Annotated in this window: 14 protein-coding genes; 8 read left to right on the top strand and 6 right to left on the bottom strand. The window is 72.9% G+C overall.

All coding sequences use genetic code 11. The features are described from left to right. Nucleotides 1-236 precede the first annotated feature (236 nt). The gene (locus QRN89_RS02350) at nucleotides 237-1949 is read right to left on the bottom strand and encodes a serine hydrolase domain-containing protein (RefSeq protein ID WP_435833234.1); all 1713 of its coding nucleotides are present in this window, start codon (nucleotides 1947-1949) and stop codon (nucleotides 237-239) included. A 257-nt stretch (nucleotides 1950-2206) separates the two neighbouring features. On the opposite strand from QRN89_RS02350, the gene QRN89_RS02345 reads away from it, so the two are divergent. From QRN89_RS02345 to QRN89_RS02330, 4 genes are all read left to right on the top strand, one after another. Beyond that, nucleotides 2207-3316, top strand: coding sequence for an NAD(P)H-dependent flavin oxidoreductase (locus tag QRN89_RS02345; protein WP_290347661.1), 1110 nt, complete (start codon nucleotides 2207-2209; stop codon nucleotides 3314-3316). Beyond that, nucleotides 3313-4890 (top strand): acyl-CoA synthetase, encoded by a 1578-nt coding sequence (locus tag QRN89_RS02340; RefSeq protein ID WP_290347660.1) that lies wholly within the window; start codon nucleotides 3313-3315, stop codon nucleotides 4888-4890. Before QRN89_RS02345 ends, QRN89_RS02340 begins: the two co-directional genes overlap by 4 nt. A 362-nt stretch (nucleotides 4891-5252) precedes the next feature. After that, entirely contained in the window at nucleotides 5253-6353 is a 1101-nt protein-coding gene (locus QRN89_RS02335; RefSeq protein WP_290347659.1) for a calcium:cation antiporter, read from the top strand. 97 nt (nucleotides 6354-6450) lie between these two features. Then, the gene (locus QRN89_RS02330) at nucleotides 6451-7941 is read left to right on the top strand and encodes an acyl-CoA synthetase (protein ID WP_290353543.1); all 1491 of its coding nucleotides are present in this window, start codon (nucleotides 6451-6453) and stop codon (nucleotides 7939-7941) included. 126 nt (nucleotides 7942-8067) lie between these two features. On the opposite strand, the gene QRN89_RS02325 is transcribed toward QRN89_RS02330, so the two are convergent. The 3 genes from QRN89_RS02325 to paaK all read right to left on the bottom strand — a co-directional run bounded on the left by QRN89_RS02325 (nucleotide 8068) and on the right by paaK (nucleotide 10659). Continuing rightward, nucleotides 8068-8280, bottom strand: a complete 213-nt coding sequence (locus tag QRN89_RS02325; protein WP_290353978.1) for a hypothetical protein — start codon at nucleotides 8278-8280, stop codon at nucleotides 8068-8070. A 171-nt stretch (nucleotides 8281-8451) separates the two neighbouring features. Next, complete coding sequence (locus QRN89_RS02320; protein WP_290347658.1) at nucleotides 8452-8997, bottom strand: hypothetical protein; 546 nt, start codon at nucleotides 8995-8997, stop codon at nucleotides 8452-8454. A 336-nt stretch (nucleotides 8998-9333) separates the two neighbouring features. After that, nucleotides 9334-10659, bottom strand: a complete 1326-nt coding sequence (paaK, locus tag QRN89_RS02315) for a phenylacetate--CoA ligase PaaK (protein ID WP_290347657.1) — start codon at nucleotides 10657-10659, stop codon at nucleotides 9334-9336. A 191-nt stretch (nucleotides 10660-10850) separates the two neighbouring features. Here paaK and QRN89_RS02310 point away from each other — a divergent pair, with 191 nt between their 5' ends. The 4 genes from QRN89_RS02310 to QRN89_RS02295 all read left to right on the top strand — a co-directional run bounded on the left by QRN89_RS02310 (nucleotide 10851) and on the right by QRN89_RS02295 (nucleotide 15060). Continuing rightward, nucleotides 10851-11708 carry an alpha/beta fold hydrolase gene (locus tag QRN89_RS02310; protein WP_290347656.1) on the top strand — a complete coding sequence of 286 codons (858 nt, stop codon included), beginning with the start codon at nucleotides 10851-10853 and terminating at the stop codon, nucleotides 11706-11708. A gap of 132 nt (nucleotides 11709-11840) precedes the next feature. Continuing rightward, nucleotides 11841-12869, top strand: coding sequence for an L-threonine 3-dehydrogenase (tdh, locus tag QRN89_RS02305; protein ID WP_290347655.1), 1029 nt, complete (start codon nucleotides 11841-11843; stop codon nucleotides 12867-12869). Nucleotides 12870-12949: 80 nt separating this feature from the next. After that, nucleotides 12950-14149, top strand: a complete 1200-nt coding sequence (locus QRN89_RS02300) for a glycine C-acetyltransferase (protein WP_290347654.1) — start codon at nucleotides 12950-12952, stop codon at nucleotides 14147-14149. After that, nucleotides 14146-15060, top strand: coding sequence for a LysR family transcriptional regulator (locus tag QRN89_RS02295; protein ID WP_290347653.1), 915 nt, complete (start codon nucleotides 14146-14148; stop codon nucleotides 15058-15060). Before QRN89_RS02300 ends, QRN89_RS02295 begins: the two co-directional genes overlap by 4 nt. Nucleotides 15061-15090: 30 nt before the next feature. On the opposite strand, the gene QRN89_RS02290 is transcribed toward QRN89_RS02295, so the two are convergent. Both QRN89_RS02290 and QRN89_RS02285 read right to left on the bottom strand, forming a co-directional pair. Beyond that, entirely contained in the window at nucleotides 15091-15894 is an 804-nt protein-coding gene (locus QRN89_RS02290; protein ID WP_290347652.1) for a GNAT family N-acetyltransferase, read from the bottom strand. Between the two features lie 86 nt (nucleotides 15895-15980). Next, complete coding sequence (locus QRN89_RS02285) at nucleotides 15981-17282, bottom strand: pyridoxal phosphate-dependent aminotransferase (RefSeq protein ID WP_290347651.1); 1302 nt, start codon at nucleotides 17280-17282, stop codon at nucleotides 15981-15983. Nucleotides 17283-17347: the final 65 nt, after the last annotated feature.

Genomic DNA, 17347 nt, shown 5'->3' with positions numbered 1-17347 from the left:
CCCGGTCCGGGACCGGCGCCTCGGCGCCCGTCCCGGCCGTGGCCGGCGTTCCCGGTTCGGCACTGGTGCCTCCACTCAACCCGGCCCGGCCGCCCACGCTGGGGGCCCGGGGAACGAGCCCGTCCGGCCGCCCCCGGGGCCCGCGGAACAGGCTTGTCCGCCCCCGGAGCCTGCGGAGGGCCCGTCCGGCCGCATCCGAGCCGGCGGGAAGGGCCCGTTCCCCGTCCGTCCGCCCCTCAGTCGGCGGAAGGGCTCCAGCCGGACGCCTCGATCCGGGCCGCGTCACCGGGCCTGGTCCCGTCGAACAGCGTCCTGCCGCCGTCGTCGACCCGCAGGCCGTCCACGTACGCCCCCCGCCCGACGTACAACTGGTCCGTCGTGTACCGCCAGCGGAGCCGGAGCGGTCGGCCCCGCCACGAGGACAGACCCGCATCGACGCCGTGCCAGACCCGGTCGGACCAGCCGCTGACCCAGCCCTCGGGGCGGGGCACCGCCCGCTCCCCCCGGCGCACGGTGGCGAAGGGCAGGGCCTGCCAGGTGGTCCCGCCGTCGGCTGAGGCCTCCAGGAAGACCTTGTCGGAGGCGGGTTCGGTGTCCCACCAGAGGGCGCAGCGCAGCCGGGCGCGCCCGGTGGACGGGGTGACCTCGGGCAGTGCCAGGGTCGCGGTGGCGGCCGACGCCATCCCGGAGAACCAGGCGGTGCGTCCGTGCGCGGGCCGCACGGGGACGGCACGGGCGAGGTTGTTCGCGGCGGCCACGCGCGGTGCGCTGCCGGAGCGCCATGTACGCACCGGGTGGACGGAGTTGCCGAGGAGGACCAGGAACGAGTCCGTCGACGGGTCGATCACGAGGCTCGTACCGGTGAATCCCGTGTGCCCGGCGGTGCGGGGCGTGGCCATCGCGCCCATGTACCAGTGCTGGTACAGCTCGAACCCGAGCCCGTGCTCGTCGCCGGGGAACGCCGTGTTGAAGTCGGTGAACAGCAGTTCCACGGACTCCGGGGCGAGGATGCGGGCCCGTCCGTACGCGCCCCCGTTGAGCAGGGCGCGGGCGAGCACCGCCAGGTCCCAGGCGCGGGAGAACACCCCGGCGTGCCCGGCGACCCCGCCGAACGCGTGGGCGTTCTCGTCGTGGACCTCGCCCCACACCAGCCCGCGGTCCAGGCCCGACCACGGCAGCCGGGCGTCCTCGGTCGCGGCGATCCCCGGCCGCCAGGAGGAGGGCGGGTTGAAGCGGGTGCGGTCCATGCCGAGCGGGGCCGTGACCTCCTGCCGCAGCAGGGTGTCCAGGCCCCGCCCGGTGACCTCCTCCAGGATCAGCTGAAGCGTGATCAGATTCAGGTCGGAGTACAGGTACCTGGTTCCGGGCGGGCCGGCGAGTGCCTCGTTCCACAGCAGCCGCAGCCGGCCCTCGTGCGTGGGTTCCTTGAAGAGCGGGATCCACGCCCGGAATCCGGAGGTGTGGGTGAGCAGGTGCCGTACGGTGACGTCCTGCTTGCCCGCCGCCCCGAACTCCGGCAGGTACGTGACGACCCTCTCCTCCAGCTCCAGCGTGCCGCGTTCGATCTGCTGCACGGTGAGGATCGAGGTGAACAGCTTGGACACCGACGCCAGGTCGAACACGGTGTCCTCGGTCATGGGGATCTGCCGATCCGGCGGGAACTCCACGCCGGTGTCGGTCTTCTCGTCGTAGGCGGAGTAGCGCACGGCCTTCCCGATCGGGTGGTGCAGCGCGACCGTGCCGCCGCGCCCGGCGAGCAGGACGGCTCCGGCGTACCAGGGACGCCGGGGTGAGGGGGACAGGAAGGCCTCGGCGTCCGCGACCAGCCGGTCCAGGGGCCCGGTGAGGAGCCCGGCCTGCTCGGGCGTCCCGTGCCGCAGCGTCGTACGCCGGCGCCCCCCGCCCGCGGACGGGGCCGCGGCGGCGGCTCCCGGGACCGGTCCGATCACCTGGGGGTACCTCCCGTGTGAAGCTCCGGGGGAGCTCCTCCCAGTGCCGGCACTCCGCCGCCGAACCGGCGGCGGCTGATCCCCCTGCCTGCCGAGGCCTCCGTCATACCGCACCCTCCCTGAAGGAATCCTTCGGGCGATCCTGTAACACGTGAAACTTTCTTACCGCGGTGAGGGGGAGTCAAGGCCGTCCAAGAATCTGACACTGCATCAGAAAATCTCTTCCCTCGGCCGTTCCCCTGCGGCATCCTGCGCCCATGGAGACGGAGCTGAGCAAGAGACTGGGAATCGAGCACGCCATCTTCGGCTTCACCCCGTTCCCCGCGGTCGCCGCCGCCATCAGCCGGGCCGGTGGTTTCGGGGTCCTCGGCGCGGTCCGCTACACCGCCCCCGACGACCTCGCCCGGGACCTCGACTGGATGCAGGAGCACTCCGGCGGCAGACCGTACGGACTCGACGTCGTGATGCCGGCCGGAAAGGTCGAGGGCGTCACCGAGGCCGAGGTCGAAGCCATGATCCCCGAGGGGCACCGCCGCTTCGTCGAGGCACTCCTCACCAAGCACGGCGTACCCCCGCTTCCCGAGGGCGAGGCCTCCGGCTGGCGGATCACCGGCTGGATGGAGCACGTCGCCCGCAGCCAGCTCGACGTCGCCTTCGACTATCCCATCAAGCTCCTCGCCAACGCCCTCGGTTCCCCGCCCGCCGACGTCGTCGACCGGGCCCACGACCGCGGAGTGCTCGTCGCCGCCCTCGCCGGCAGCTCCGCACACGCCCGCCGCCACGCCGAAGCCGGCATCGACATCGTCGTCGCCCAGGGCTACGAGGCCGGCGGCCACACCGGCGAGATCGCCTCGATGGTGCTCACCCCCGAGGTCGTCGACGCCGTCGGCCCGCTGCCGGTGCTCGCCGCCGGAGGCATCGGCAGCGGCGAACAGATCGCCGCCGGACTGGCCCTGGGAGCCCAGGGCGTCTGGCTCGGCTCGATCTGGCTCACCACCACCGAGGCCGACCTCCACTCCCGTGCCCTCACCGCGAAACTGCTCGCCGCGGGCTCCGGCGACACCGTCCGCTCCCGTGCGCTCACCGGCAAACCCGCCCGCCAGCTGCGCACCGAGTGGACCGATGCCTGGGACGACCCCGACGGCCCCGGCGCCCTGCCCATGCCACTCCAGGGCCTCCTCGTCGCCGAAGCCGTCTCGCGCATCCAGAAGCACGGGACCGAACCGCTCCTCGGCACCCCGGTCGGCCAGATCGTCGGCCGGATGACCTCGGAGCGGAGCGTCCAGCAGGTGTTCGACGAGCTCACCCGCGGTTTCGAACGCGCCGTGGACCGCATCCAGCGCATCGCCGGAAGGAGTGGATCATGAGCGAGCGGCCGGCGGAAGCCCCGCGGACCGAATCCCCGGGAGGCTTCTGGGCGCAGGCCGGTGCCGACCCGGAACGCACCGTGCTGATCGCCCCCGGCGGCGAGGAGTGGACCGCGGGACGGTTGCACGACGACGTCAACCGGCTCGTGCACGGGCTGCGCGCGGCGGGGATGGAACGCGGCGACGCCTTCGCCGTCGTGCTGCCGAACGGCGTCGAGTTCTTCACCGCGTACCTCGCCGCCTCGCAGGCCGGCTTCTACCTCGTCCCCGTCAACCACCATCTCGTCGGCCCGGAGATCGCCTGGATCGTCGCCGACTCCGGGGCCAGGGTCCTCATCGCGCACGAACGCTTCGGCGCCGCAGCGACCGCCGCCGCCGACGAGGCGGGGCTGCCCGCCCACCGGCGCTACGCCGTCGGCGACGTGGACGGCTTCCGGCCGTACGCCGAACTGCTCGACGGGCAGCCCGCGACACCGCCCGCCGACCGCACCCTCGGCTGGGTCATGAACTACACGTCCGGCACCACCGGCCGCCCCCGGGGCATCCGCCGCCCGCTCCCCGGCAGGCCGCCGGAGGAGACCCATCTCGGCGGGTTCCTGGGCATCTTCGGCATCAGACCGTTCGACGACAACGTCCACCTCGTCTGCTCGCCGCTGTACCACACCGCCGTGCTCCAGTTCGCGGGAGCGTCGCTGCACATCGGCCACCGGCTGGTGCTGATGGACAAATGGACGCCCGAGGAGATGCTGCGCCTCATCGACACCCACGCCTGCACCCACACCCACATGGTCCCGACCCAGTTCCACCGGCTGCTGGCGCTGCCCGAGGAGGTCCGCGACCGGTACGACGTCAGCTCCATGCGGCACGCCATCCACGGCGCCGCGCCGTGCCCCGACCACGTGAAACGGGCGATGATCGACTGGTGGGGGGACTGCGTCGAGGAGTACTACGCGGCGAGCGAGGGCGGGGGCGCCTTCGCCACCGCCGAGGACTGGCTGAAGAAGCCCGGCACGGTCGGCCGTGCCTGGCCCATCAGCGAACTCGCCGTCTTCGACGACGACGGCAACCGGCTGCCGCCCGGCGAACTCGGCACCGTCTACATGAAGATGTCGACCGGAGGCTTCAGCTACCACAAGGACGAGGCCAAGACCCGGAAGAACCGCATCGGCGACTTCTTCACGGTCGGCGACCTCGGCCTCCTCGACGAGGACGGCTACCTGTTCCTGCGCGACCGCAAGATCGACATGATCATCTCGGGCGGAGTCAACATCTACCCCGCCGAGATCGAGTCCGCGCTCCTCGCCCACCCCGCCGTCGCCGACGCCGCCGCCTTCGGCATTCCGCACGCCGACTGGGGCGAGGAGGTCAAGGCCGTCGTCGAGCCTGCCGAGGGTCACGCCCCCGGCCCCGAACTCGCCGCCGCGATCCTCGCCCACTGCGAGCGGTGTCTCGCGGGCTACAAACGGCCCAAGAGCGTGGACTTCGTCGACGCCATGCCCCGCGACCCCAACGGCAAGCTCTACAAACGCCGCCTGCGGGAACCGTACTGGGAGGGACACGACCGCCCGGTCTGAGGAGTGCGGGGAGAGCGTCGTGCCCCCGGCGCCCCGGGTGCAGGGGCGGGCCGTGACCCGTTTCCGTACGCGCGAGATGCCTGCGGCACCCGCACGCGGAGGGGTCGGGCACCCCGCCGGCGCGTACGCGTGCGGTGTCCGCCGGACCGTCGGGCGGAGGGGTCGGGGCCACACGGTGGCGCGTACCTCAGCGGTGTCAGCGGCACCCGCACGCCGCGGAACCGGGCGCCCCGGCGGCGGGACGCGAGCGGTGTCCGCGGCGCATCCCGGCCGCGGACGGGCCGGACGGCCGAGGGACCCCCGTGGTCCCGTCGGCGCACCAGCCCGCGCGACCCGCCCGGCCTCCTGGCAGCGTGGCGCGCATGAAGACCGGCACGAACACGCTGAGCGCGCAGTGGACCACCTGGGTGCCGGTCGCCGCCGCGTTGGCGCTCGTCCTCGGCTGGGGCAGGCACCTTCCCGGCTTCGCCGTGACCGTGGTGGGACTGTGCCTCGTCGGTGCCGTGCTGGCCGCGGTGCACCACGCCGAGGTCGTCGCGCACCGGGTCGGCGAGCCGTTCGGCTCGATCGTCCTCGCCGTCGCCGTGACCGTCATCGAGGTCGGACTCGTCGTCACCCTCATGGCGGGCGGCGGGGAGAAGGCCTCCACGTACGCCAGGGACACCGTCTTCGCCGCCGTGATGATCACCTGCAACGGGATCGTCGGGCTGTCCCTGCTCGTCACCGCCCTGCACAAACGGGTCGCCGTCTTCCACGCCGAGGGCTCCGGCGGGGCGCTCGCCACGGTGTGCACCCTCGCGACCATGACGCTGGTGCTGCCGACCTTCACCACCGGCCGCCCGGGCCGTGAGTTCACCACGGGGCAGCTGGCGTTCGCCGCGATCGCCTCGCTCTGCCTGTACGCCATCTTCATCGCCGTGCAGACCGTCCGGCACCGCGACTACTTCCTGCCCGTGGAGCGCGAGGGGCACACGAGCGACCCCGACGAACACGCGCCGCCGCCCGGCATGCGCCAGACCTGGTGGAGCGTCGCGCTGCTGTTCGTGGCGCTGGTGGCCGTCGTCGGGGACGCCAAACTCGTCTCGCCGACGATCGAGGGCGGAGTGGAGTCGGCGGGACTGCCCAACTCCGTCGTCGGCGTCGTCATTGCCCTGATGGTGCTGATGCCCGAGACCCTCGCCGCCGTACGGGCCGCGCGCCGGGACCGGATGCAGACCAGTCTGAACCTCGCGTACGGCTCCGCCATCGCCAGCATCGGGCTGACCGTACCTGCGATCGCCCTCGCCTCGATCTGGCTGCCCGGCGCGCTGGTCCTCGGGATCGGCGCCACCCACATGGTGCTGCTCACGCTCACCGCCGTGGTGAGCGCCCTGACCGTGGTCCCCGGCCGGGCCACCCTGCTCCAGGGCTTCGTCCACCTCGTACTGTTCGCCACCTTCGTCCTGCTGTCCTTCAGCCCCTGACGGCCTGTGGGCGACAGGCCGCAGCCCACGGGCGGACCGCAGCGGCCGCGTCCTTGACCCGGTCCGGGCCGGCGCCCAGGATCCAGCCATGGCAGCCATGGAGCACCTCCTCAGCAGCACGGTCGACGGAATCCTGCGCGACAGCGCCCTGCGCGTCCCCGACCGGACCGCCGTCCGCTACGCCGACCGGAGCTGGACGTACGCGGAGCTCGACCGGGCGGTCAGCACCGCGGCCGCCGTTCTGGCCGGCCACGGGCTCGGCCCCGGGGACCGGGTCGCCGCCTACGGACACAACTCCGACGCCTACCTCATCGCCTTCCTGGCCTGCGCCCGCGCCGGCCTCGTCCACGTGCCCGTGAACCACAATCTGACCGGCGACGACCTGGTCTACGTCCTGCGCCAGTCGGGCAGTTCGCTCGTCCTCGCCGACCCGGCGCTCAGGGACCGCGTTCCCGGCGACTTCGCCGTACGCGACCTGCGCGGTTCCGCCGGCTCGCTGTCGGCCGCACTCGCCGACCCACGGGAGTTCGAAGCCGACCGGAGCCCCGGTGCCCTCGTACAGCTGCTCTACACCTCGGGCACCACCGCCCAGCCGAAGGGCGCGATGATGACGCACCGGGCCCTGGTGCACGAGTACGTCAGCGCCATCTCCGCCCTGGACCTGGACGAGGACGACAAGCCGGTCCACTCGCTGCCGCTGTACCACTCCGCCCAGATGCACGTGTTCCTGCTGCCGTACCTGGCCGTCGGCGCGGAGAACACGGTTCTCGACGCGCCGGACGCCGCACAGATCTTCGACCTGGTGGAGGAGGGGCGGGCCGACAGCCTGTTCGCTCCGCCCACCGTGTGGATCGGACTGTCCCGCCACCCGGACTTCGCCACCCGCGATCTGAGCGCCCTGCGCAAGGCGTACTACGGGGCGTCGATCATGCCGGTGCCCGTCCTGGAGCGGCTGCGCGACCGGCTGCCGGGGCTCGGCTTCTACAACTGCTTCGGCCAGAGCGAGATCGGGCCGCTGGCGACGGTGCTCGGACCCAAGGAGCACGAGGGACGGATGGAGTCCTGCGGCCGGCCGGTGCGCTTCGTCGAGGCGAAGATCGTCGACGAGGACGGCGAGGACGTACCGGACGGGACACCGGGTGAGATCGTCTACCGCTCGCCCCAGCTCTGCGAGGGCTACTGGGACAAGCCCGAGGAGACCGGTCGGGCCTTCCGGGACGGCTGGTTCCGCTCCGGCGACCTCGCGGTCCGCGACCCGGAGGGGTACTACACGATCGTCGACCGGGTGAAGGACGTCATCAACTCCGGGGGAGTCCTCGTGGCCTCCCGCCAGGTCGAGGACGTGCTCTACACACACCCCTCGGTCGCCGAGGCGGCCGTGGTGGGCCTGCCCGACGAGCGGTGGATCGAGTCCGTCACGGCCGTGGTGGTCGCCCGGGGAGGAGTGACGGAGGAGGAACTGCTCGCCCATGCCAGGGAGCGGCTGCCGGGGTTCAAGGCGCCGAAGCGGGTGCTGTTCGTCGACGAGCTGCCGCGCAACGCGAGCGGCAAGATCCTCAAGCGGGAGCTGCGCGACCGGTTCGCATGAGCGGGTGAGCGCGACCGGTTCGCGCGAGCAGGGAAGCGGTTCTCACCGCCCGGCCGGGGTTCCGCCGACCGGGCGGCACGGGTTTCCCGGCCGGGCCGGGAGTGCCTGCCGCCGGTCGGTACGGGTCTACCGGCCGGGCGGGAACGGCTGCGCATGCTGCGACGGCATGCCGGCCGGAACCGCACCCAGCCGGATGACCTGCTCCAGGCTGCGCAGAGTCTGCTCGGCCTCCCGGCGCACCTGAGTGGGCACGTCACCGCGTTCGGTGACGAGCCGGTCGTAGATCGGCGCCTCCTGCCACACAGCCAACCAGCCCTTTCCGCAGACGAGTTCCACCACCGGTACCGGAGGCGGCTGCCGAGCTTAGCCGGTCCTCGGCGCGGGCCCGAAACCGGCCCGTCCGACCGCTCGCCCGACCGTCCGGCGCACCGTTGCCGAAGCGTCCGCCGAACCGTCCGTCGAAAGCGGCCCGTCCGGCGCGCTGGGGTCGGCGCCGGGACGGCAGCCGGCTCAGCGGTGCCGGAGCGCGAACGCCGCGGTCGACGTGTCGTCCAGATCCACGCAGCAGCCGTAGCCCCAGTAGACGTAGTAGTGCGGGGTGGCGAGCCGGCGGCGGCACTCGACGCACTGCACCTGCTGGTGCGGGTTGGCGCGGATCACGGCGGTGTCCTTGAGCGCGAACACGGCCCGGGTGGCTTCGAGCCCGTGCTCCTCGATTCCCTGCTTGACGAATTCGAACGCCCCGTAGACGTGGCCCGACGGGCACTTGATCCGGTTGGAGTAGGCCGATCCGCACGCCTCGGCGCCGAGTTCCGCCGTGATCCGGGCCATCTCCTCGTCGGACACCGGCTCCAGACCGAGCTGCTTCATCCGGCTGGGGGTCCAGTACCAGGCGTTGACGGCGTCGAACTGGGACCTGGTCAGATAGAACGTCGCCGTCCGGCCGCTCCGTACCGTCTCCTTCACCGCGTCCACGACAGCGGTGTCGTCGGCCGCCATCACGGCTCTGCCGCGCTTGACGACCGACTCGATCCCGGCCAGTGAGGTCGTGTCCAAGGTGTATCCCTCCGCGGGAACGACAGGCCGGGGCGGCCTGTGACGGGACGCTTCCGCAAGGATGCTCCGTCCGGCGCGCGTGACCCGCAAAGCGTGGCGCCCGTTCGGGTGCACGGCGCCCCGGCGCCGGCCTTCGCCCGGCGCCCTCCGATCGCCGGCGGTCGCGCGGCACTCTCCGATCGGCGCCCCGGTGCCGCCGTTCGATCGCCCGGCGCCCGGTTCCCCGCACCGCTCCCTCCGATCGGCGCGCGGTTCCCCCGCACCGCAGGGCGGCTCCGCGGCCCCGTGGCTGCCGGGCCACGCCCGCCTGCGAACCGCCCCGCCGCGCCCGCGGGCTCAGCGCAGATCGACGATCCGCTTGATCTTGCCGACGGACCGCTCCAGCGTCTCCGGATCGACGACCTCGACCCCGACGGACACCCCGATCCCGTCCTTGACCGCCGCCGCGATCCCCCGGGCCGCCGCCTCCCGCTGCTCCGGTGACACACCCTCGCGTGCCTCGGCCCGGACCGTGAGGGCGTCCATCCGGCCCTCCCGCGTCAGTCGCAGCTGGAAGTGCGGGGCGACCCCCGGCGTGCGGAGCACGATCTCCTCGATCTGGGTCGGGAAGAGGTTCACCCCGCGCAGGATGATCATGTCGTCGCTGCGCCCGGTGACCTTCTCCATCCGCCGGAACGCCCGGGCGGTCCCCGGCAGCAGCCGCGTCAGATCCCGCGTCCGGTACCGGATCACCGGCATGGCCTCCTTGGTGAGCGAGGTGAAGACCAACTCGCCCTCCTCGCCGTCCGGCAGCACCTCGCCCGTGAAGGGGTCCACCACCTCCGGATAGAAGTGGTCCTCCCAGATGTGCAGTCCGTCCTTGGTCTCCACGCACTCCTGGGCCACCCCCGGCCCCATCACCTCCGACAGCCCGTAGATGTCGACCGCGTCGATCGCGAAGCGCTCCTCGATCTCCCGCCGCATCTCCTCCGTCCACGGTTCCGCGCCGAATATCCCCACCCGCAGGGAGGTGGAACGCGGATCGACGCCCTGCCGCTCGAACTCGTCCAGCAGCGTCAGCATGTACGACGGGGTCACCATGATGATCTCGGGCCGGAAGTCCTGGATCAGCTGCACCTGCCGGGCCGTCATCCCGCCCGACGCCGGGATCACCGTGCAGCCGAGCCGCTCCGCGCCGTAATGCGCGCCGAGCCCGCCCGTGAACAGGCCGTACCCGTACGCGACATGGACCTTGTGGCCCGGCCGGCCGCCGGCGGCGCGGATGGAGCGGGCCACCACGTCCGCCCAGGTGTCCAGGTCCCGGTCGGTGTAGCCGACCACCGTGGGTCGCCCGGTCGTGCCGCTGGAGGCGTGGACGCGGCGCACCCGCGACTGCTCCACGGCGAACATGCCGAACGGGTAGTTGTCGCGCAGATCGGCCTTGGCGGTGAAGGGGAAGCGGGCCAGGTCCTCGAGCGAGCGGCAGTCCTCGGGCCGCAGCCCGGCCTTGTCGAACGCCTCCCGGTAGAACCCGACGTTCTCGTACGCGTGGCGCAGGGTCGTCCTCAGCCGTTCGAGCTGCAGGGCCCGCAGCTCGTCGCGGCCGAGGCGCTCGCCGGCGTCCAGCAGGTCCGCCGCTGCCGTCGGCTCCGTCGGCTCCGTCAGGTCCGTCCGATCCGTCATACGGATGACTCCCGTGTCACTCGCAAACCGGGCGACCGATCATTCGGTCGAGCTGTCCGGGATCAGTAATCCAGCCCCCCGGCCGGGCGTCAAGGGATCGGCACCGCGGGGCCGCCCGCCGGCCGCAAGGGGCGCTCCGGGGACCACCCGATCCGTTGGCGGGATCGCCGCCGCCCGGAGAGGATCACCGTATGCCGACCTTCAGCGCCCACGACGGCACGGCGCTCGCCTACCACGCCGAGGGCGGGGGCGCCCCGCTCCTCTGTCTGCCCGGCGGCCCCATGCGCGCCTCGGCGTACCTCGGCGATCTCGGCGGTCTCACCGCGCACCGGGGGCTCGTACGGTTCGACCTGCGGGGCACCGGCGACTCGGCCGTCCCGATCGACGAGACGACGTACCGCTGCGACCGGCTCGTCGACGACGTCGAGGCACTGCGCGAGCACCTCGGACTCGACCGCGCCGATCTCCTCGCCCACTCCGCGGGCGGCAACCTCGCCCTGCTGTACGCGGCGGCGCATCCCGGGCGGGTACGCTCCCTGACCCTCGTCGCCCCCGGCACCCGCGCGCTCGGCATCGAGGCCACCGAGGCGGACTGGCGCGGCGCGGTCGCGCTGCGCCGGGGCGAGCCGTGGTTCGAGGCGGGCAGCGCCGCCTGGGAGGCGTTCCTCGGCGGGGCGGAGCTCGACGACCTCTGGCCGGACATCGTGCCGTTCCTGTACGGCCGCTGGGACGCCGCCGCCCGGGAGCACGCGGCGGACGACGCGCACCAGACGAACCCCCGGGCGCGCGGCGTCTACTACTCCGAAGGTGCGTTCGATCCGGCCGCCACGCGCGAGGCCCTGTCCGCGTGGGAGGCTCCCGTCCTCGTCCTCGCCGGGGAGTACGACGGCGGACCGACCCCCGCCCGGGCGCACGAGATCGCCGCGCTGTTCCCGCGGGGCACGGCGGCCGTGCAGCCCGGCGCCGGCCACTATCCCTGGCTGGACGACCCGGACGCCTTCCGCCGTACCGTCACCGCCTTCCTGGAGGCGGACGGACGCCCGCCGTGAAGCTCTGCTGTCGGCCCGCTTAAGAAGATCTCGATGGACTGAACGCCCAAGGCTCGGCAGATTGGTGCGCGTCACCGCCGGCCGGGCCGTCATGCCTGGTCAACCCCTCCCGCCATGCCTGGAGCCGCACTCATGAAGGCACTCGTCAAGCAGCACGCCGAGCCCGGGCTGTGGCTCATGGACGTCCCCGAGCCCGAGTACGGCCCCGGCGACGTGCTGATCAAGGTCCTGCGCACCGGCATCTGCGGGACCGACCTCCACATCCGCTCCTGGGACGGCTGGGCGCAGCAGACGATCTCCACGCCGCTCGTGGCGGGACACGAGTTCGTCGGCGAGGTCGCCGCCGTCGGTGCGGACGTCGAGGACGTCGCGGTCGGCGACCTGGTGAGCGGTGAGGGCCATCTGGTCTGCGGGAAGTGCCGCAACTGCCTGGCCGGCCGCCGCCACCTGTGCCGCAGCACGGTCGGGCTCGGTGTCGGCCGCGACGGGGCGTTCGCCGAGTACGTCTCCCTGCCCGCGTCGAACGTCTGGGTGCACCGCACCCAGGTCGACCTCGACATCGCCGCGATCTTCGACCCGTTCGGCAACGCGGTCCACACCGCACTCTCCTTCCCGCTCGTCGGGGAGGACGTCCTGATCACGGGCGCCGGCCCGATCGGCGTGATGGCGGCGGCCGTCGCGCGCCACGCGGGCGCCCGCAACGTCGTGGTCACCGACGTGAGCGAGCCCCGCCTGGAGCTGGCCCGCAAGGTGGGCGCCACCCTGGCCGTCAATGTCGCCGAGTCCGACATCGCCCAGGCGCAGCGCACGCTCGGGCTCAAGGAGGGCTTCGACGTCGGTCTGGAGATGTCCGGCCGTCCCGAGGCCGTCCGCGACATGATCGACAACATGACCCACGGCGGCCGGATCGCGATGCTGGGCCTGCCCGCGCAGGAGTTCGCCGTCGACTGGTCGAAGATCGTCACCTCGATGATCACGATCAAGGGCATCTACGGCCGCGAGATGTTCGAGACCTGGTACGCGATGACGGTGCTGCTGGAGGGCGGGCTCGACCTCGGCCCCGTGATCACCGGCAGCTACGGCTACCAGGACTTCGACGCGGCCTTCGACGAGGCCGCCACCGCCCGCAGCGGCAAGATCATCCTCGACTGGACCGCCTGATCCCGGGCCCGGCCCGTGCGCCGGGCCCGTCCGCGCCCTCCGCCACTCGCCCGCAGCCACACCCCAAGGGAGCACCCCGCATGTACGCCTCCGTGCGCGACGACCTCCGCGCCACCCTCGACGAGATCCGCGCCGCCGGCCTCCACAAGCCCGAGCGGGTCATCGGCACCCCCCAGTCGGCCTCGGTGGCCGTCACCGCAGGCGGAGCCCCCGGCGAGGTGCTGAACTTCTGCGCCAACAACTACCTGGGCCTCGCCGACCACCCGCAGGTCGTCGCCGCCGGCAAGGAAGCCCTCGACCGCTGGGGCTACGGCATGGCCTCGGTCCGCTTCATCTGCGGCACCCAGGAGGTCCACAAGGAGCTCGAGCGGCGCCTTTCCGCGTTCCTCGGCCAGGAGGACACGATCCTCTACTCCTCCTGCTTCGACGCCAACGGCGGTGTCTTCGAGACCCTCCTCGGCCCGGAGGACGCCGTCATCTCCGACGCGCTCAACCACGCCAGCATCATCGACGGCATCCGCCTGTCGAAGGCGGCCCGCTTCCGCTACGCCAACCGCGACATGGCCGAGCTGGAGGCCCGCCTCAAGGAGGCGTCCGACGGCGGCGCCCGCCGCAAGCTCATCGTCACCGACGGCGTGTTCTCCATGGACGGCTACGTGGCGCCGCTGACGGAGATCTGCGACCTGGCCGACCGGTACGACGCCATGGTCATGGTCGACGACTCGCACGCCGTCGGCTTCGTCGGCGCCGGCGGCCGCGGCACCCCCGAGCTGCACGGCGTCATGGACCGCGTCGACATCATCACCGGCACCCTCGGCAAGGCCCTCGGCGGCGCCTCCGGCGGTTACGTCGCGGCCCGCGCCGAGATTGTCGAGCTGCTGCGCCAGCGCTCCCGCCCGTACCTGTTCTCGAACTCCCTCGCCCCGGTCATCGCCGCCGCCTCCCTCACGGTCCTCGACCTGCTGGAGTCCGCGGGCGACCTGCGCGACAAGCTCCGTGCGAACACCGCGCTGTTCCGCCGCCGGATGACCGAGGAGGGCTTCGAGATCCTCCCCGGCGACCACGCGATCGCCCCCGTCATGATCGGCGACGCGGCCGAGGCGGGCCGCATGGCGGAGCTGCTGCTGGAACGGGGCGTCTACGTGATCGGCTTCTCGTACCCGGTCGTCCCCATGGGCCAGGCCCGCATCCGGGTGCAGCTGTCCGCCGCGCACTCCACCGAGGACGTGGAGCGGGCGGTGGCGGCGTTCGTCGACGCCCGGGCGACAATGGCCGGGTGATCGACCCTCGCAGGCTCCGCATTCTGCGCGCCGTGGCGGACCACCGTACGGTGACCGCCGCGGCCGCGGCGCTGTATCTGACCCCGTCGGCCGTCTCCCAGCAGCTCGCCGCGCTGGAGCAGGAGACCGGCCACACCCTGCTCGTCCGCAGCGGCCGGGGCGTCCGGCTCACCGCGGCCGGCGAGATCCTCCTCGGCCACGCCCACGCCGTGCTCTCCCAGCTGGAACGGGCGGAGGCGGAGCTCGCCGCGTACGCGGGCGGCGCCGCCGGCGAGGTCACCGTCGCCTCCTTCGCCACCGGGATCGCCGAGGTGCTGGCCCCGGCCATCGGACGGCTCGCCCAGGACCACCCCGGGATCCGGGTACGCGTCCGGGACGCCGAGGGCGACGAGAGCCTGCCCATGGTCATCGACGGGGACGCGGATCTGGCCCTGGCAGTGGAGTACCGGGGCGCCCCGCGCGAGGACGACCGCCGACTCGCCCGGGTCCCGCTCTACGCGGAGCCCTTCGACGCGGTGCTGCACTGCGGCCATCCCCTCGCGGACAGCGGCCAGGTCGAGCTCGCCGCCCTCGCCGACAGCGACTGGATCGGCCAGTACCCCGGCAACCCCTGCCATGACGTCATGCTCCTGGCCTGCGAACTCGCCGGCTTCCAGCCGCGCCTCACCCATTCCTCCGACGACTTCCGGGCCGTGGTGGCACTGGCCGGCGCGGGCGCCGGAGTGGCCCTCGTACCCCGCTCGGCCCTGCGCGGCATGGAGCTGAAGGACACCGTCGTGCTTCCCGTCGCGGGCCCCGCCGCCACCCGGCGCGTCTTCGCGGCGGTGCGGCGCGGCGCCGAGAGCCATCCGCTGCTCAGCCCGGTCCTGGAGGCCCTGGCCCGGGCGGCGGAGGGCCTCTCCACGGGCTGACCGCCCGCGAGGAGCCGGCCGTGCCCCGGGTCAGCGAACCCGTGCCGGCGTCTGCGGCCGGTACAGGAACGGTGTCGTCGTGCTCAGCGCGGTGAAGCCCAGCCGTTCCAGGATCGGCCGGCTCGTCGGCAGCGCGTCCACCTGGAGGAAGCGGTGGCCCCGCTCGGCCGCGAGACGCGCGCGGAAGGCCACCGACGCCCGGTACAGGCCGCGGCCGCGCCACTCGGGCACCGTGCCGCCGCTCCACAGACCCGCGAAGTCCCGGCCCGGTGCCAGCTCCAGCCGCGAGGAGCCGACCGGCTCCCCGTCGGCCGTCGCCACCACGGCCACCACGGTCCGCCGCTCCGACGACAGCTGCGTCAGCAGGTGCTCCCGCAGCCAGGAGCCGTCGGTGCCGAACGCCCGCCCGTACCCGCGTACCGCGAGCTCCACTCCGTCGGCGTCCGTCACCTCGCGGAGCTCCACGCCCGCGGGGAGCTCCACCTCGAGGTCCCGGAGACCGGCGGCGGGGGCGACCATCAGCGTCTCGGCGGGCTCCCGCACGAATCCGGCGGCGAGCAGCCGGTCCCCCAGGTCGGCGGGCAGATCGTGCCCGTACAGCTTCCACTCGAACTCCCGCCCGAGGGAGGTGAAGTGGCGCACCTGCTCCGCGACCGCGGCGTCGGCCGTCGCCGTGTCCAGGTCCGACCAGAGGACCCCGTTCCAGCCGCCGTGCCCGGCGGTCTGCCGGACGACCCCGCCCACGTGCTCGACCCGTGCCCCCGGCCCGTCCGCCACCGCGCCCCGCCGCATCTGCCTGTCGTACCGCGCGAGTACCGCGTCATGTCGATCCATCCGGTCAGTCCAGCACCGGGCGGGCCGGCGCGGCAACGGAGTTGTGCCGGGACGCGGAGGGAGGCGGCCGTCGCCCGGTCCGGGCTTCAGGCTCCCTGCACCAGCCGGTCCACCGCCGCCGTACCGGAGCCGTACGGCAGCGCGTGGGCCGGCGCGGCGTGGGCGTGCATGGGCATGGGGCCGGGATGCCGGCCGGCCGGCACGAGGGCCTGGCCGGGCTCCTGGGCCCGGCTGTCGGGCAGCAGCGCCGGGCCGGTCGTGTGCGGCGCCCCGTACAGCGTCCGCTCCAGCCCGGCCACCAGCCGCTGGACGTCCGGCTGCGGCCGCACCACGAGCCGCAGATATCTGCTGGAGCTGCCGATCTTGTTGCCGCACTCCCGCACCAGCACGCCGTGCTCCTCCAGCAGCCGGTCCCGCAGCAGCGCGCCGTCGGCCCCCTCCGGGAGCCGCACGTACACGAAGTTGCCCTGCGACGGGTACACGGTGAGCCCCGGCAGCCGGCTCAGGTGCCAGATCATCTCCTGGCGGTCGCGCTGCACCAGCCGCAGACTGTGCGCGTACTCCAGCCGGTGCTCCTTCAGCATGAACACCACGGTCTCCGCCAAGGAGTTGAGGTTCCACTTGGGCAGCGCGGCCCGCACCCGCCCGGCGAGCCCCGGGTTGGCGACGAGATAGCCGAAGCGCACCCCGTGCAGCCCGAAGTTCTTGCCCAGGCTCCTCAGCACGATCGTGTTGGGCCGCAGCACCGCGTCGCCGACGACACTGGCGTCCGCCTCCGCGTCGGCGAACTCCAGGAACGACTCGTCCACGACGACCAGGTCCAGGTCCTGGAGCTGGTCGAGCAGGGCGAGGACGCCGTGCCGCGGCAGCAGGCCGCCGTCGGGGTTGTTCGGGTTGCAGATGACGGCGGTGCGGGAGCCGCGCGAGCGGACGAAGTCGACGAACGACGCCGGGTCGAGCGCGAAGCCGTGGGACTCGGGCAGGGGGAACATGTCCACGCGTTTGCCGGTCTCCATCGGCTGGTCGGTCCAGCGGCCGAACGTCGGCACCGGCACCGCCAGCGACTCGCGCACCAGGAGATGGTCGATCCAGGTGATCAGCTCGGTGGAGCCGTTGCCCATGGCCACGGTCTGCGGATTGAGTCCCAGCACGGAGCACAGCTCCGCGGTGATCGTGTCCGCGCTGCTGGGGTAGTAGGTGAGGATCTCCCGCAGCCGGTCGCCCAGCGCGTCGAACATCTCGGGTGTCGGGAAGTACGGGTTGCAGGGGATGCAGAAGTCGGTGATCGGCTGCCGGTCACCGGCGGCCCGGCTCAGCGCCGCGTACGACGGGCTGTGCGCCGTGGACGTGCGGAAGAGCTCGGTGACGTTGCTGCCGGCTTCGGCCATGGGGGTCCTCCGGAGGTGGCTCGCTGCTCCCTGCCGGGGAATACGTACGGCCGCACGACCGTGCT

The sequence above is a fragment of the Streptomyces sp. HUAS CB01 genome (assembly GCF_030406905.1).
Taxonomy (GTDB): domain Bacteria; phylum Actinomycetota; class Actinomycetes; order Streptomycetales; family Streptomycetaceae; genus Streptomyces; species Streptomyces chengbuensis.
This window is presented reverse-complemented; position numbering and strand designations above follow the sequence as displayed.

Excerpts from the sequence above, each read along its gene's own strand:
- QRN89_RS02345 (WP_290347661.1), top strand. The coding sequence starts at position 2,207 with ATGGAGACGGAGCTGAGCAAGAGACTGGGAATCGAGCACGCCATCTTC.
- QRN89_RS02340 (WP_290347660.1), top strand. The coding sequence starts at position 3,313 with ATGAGCGAGCGGCCGGCGGAAGCCCCGCGGACCGAATCCCCGGGAGGC.
- QRN89_RS02335 (WP_290347659.1), top strand. The coding sequence starts at position 5,253 with ATGAAGACCGGCACGAACACGCTGAGCGCGCAGTGGACCACCTGGGTG.
- QRN89_RS02330 (WP_290353543.1), top strand. The coding sequence starts at position 6,451 with ATGGAGCACCTCCTCAGCAGCACGGTCGACGGAATCCTGCGCGACAGC.
- paaK (WP_290347657.1), bottom strand. The coding sequence starts at position 10,659 with ATGACGGATCGGACGGACCTGACGGAGCCGACGGAGCCGACGGCAGCG.
- QRN89_RS02310 (WP_290347656.1), top strand. The coding sequence starts at position 10,851 with ATGCCGACCTTCAGCGCCCACGACGGCACGGCGCTCGCCTACCACGCC.
- tdh (WP_290347655.1), top strand. The coding sequence starts at position 11,841 with ATGAAGGCACTCGTCAAGCAGCACGCCGAGCCCGGGCTGTGGCTCATG.
- QRN89_RS02300 (WP_290347654.1), top strand. The coding sequence starts at position 12,950 with ATGTACGCCTCCGTGCGCGACGACCTCCGCGCCACCCTCGACGAGATC.
- QRN89_RS02290 (WP_290347652.1), bottom strand. The coding sequence starts at position 15,894 with ATGGATCGACATGACGCGGTACTCGCGCGGTACGACAGGCAGATGCGG.
- QRN89_RS02285 (WP_290347651.1), bottom strand. The coding sequence starts at position 17,282 with ATGGCCGAAGCCGGCAGCAACGTCACCGAGCTCTTCCGCACGTCCACG.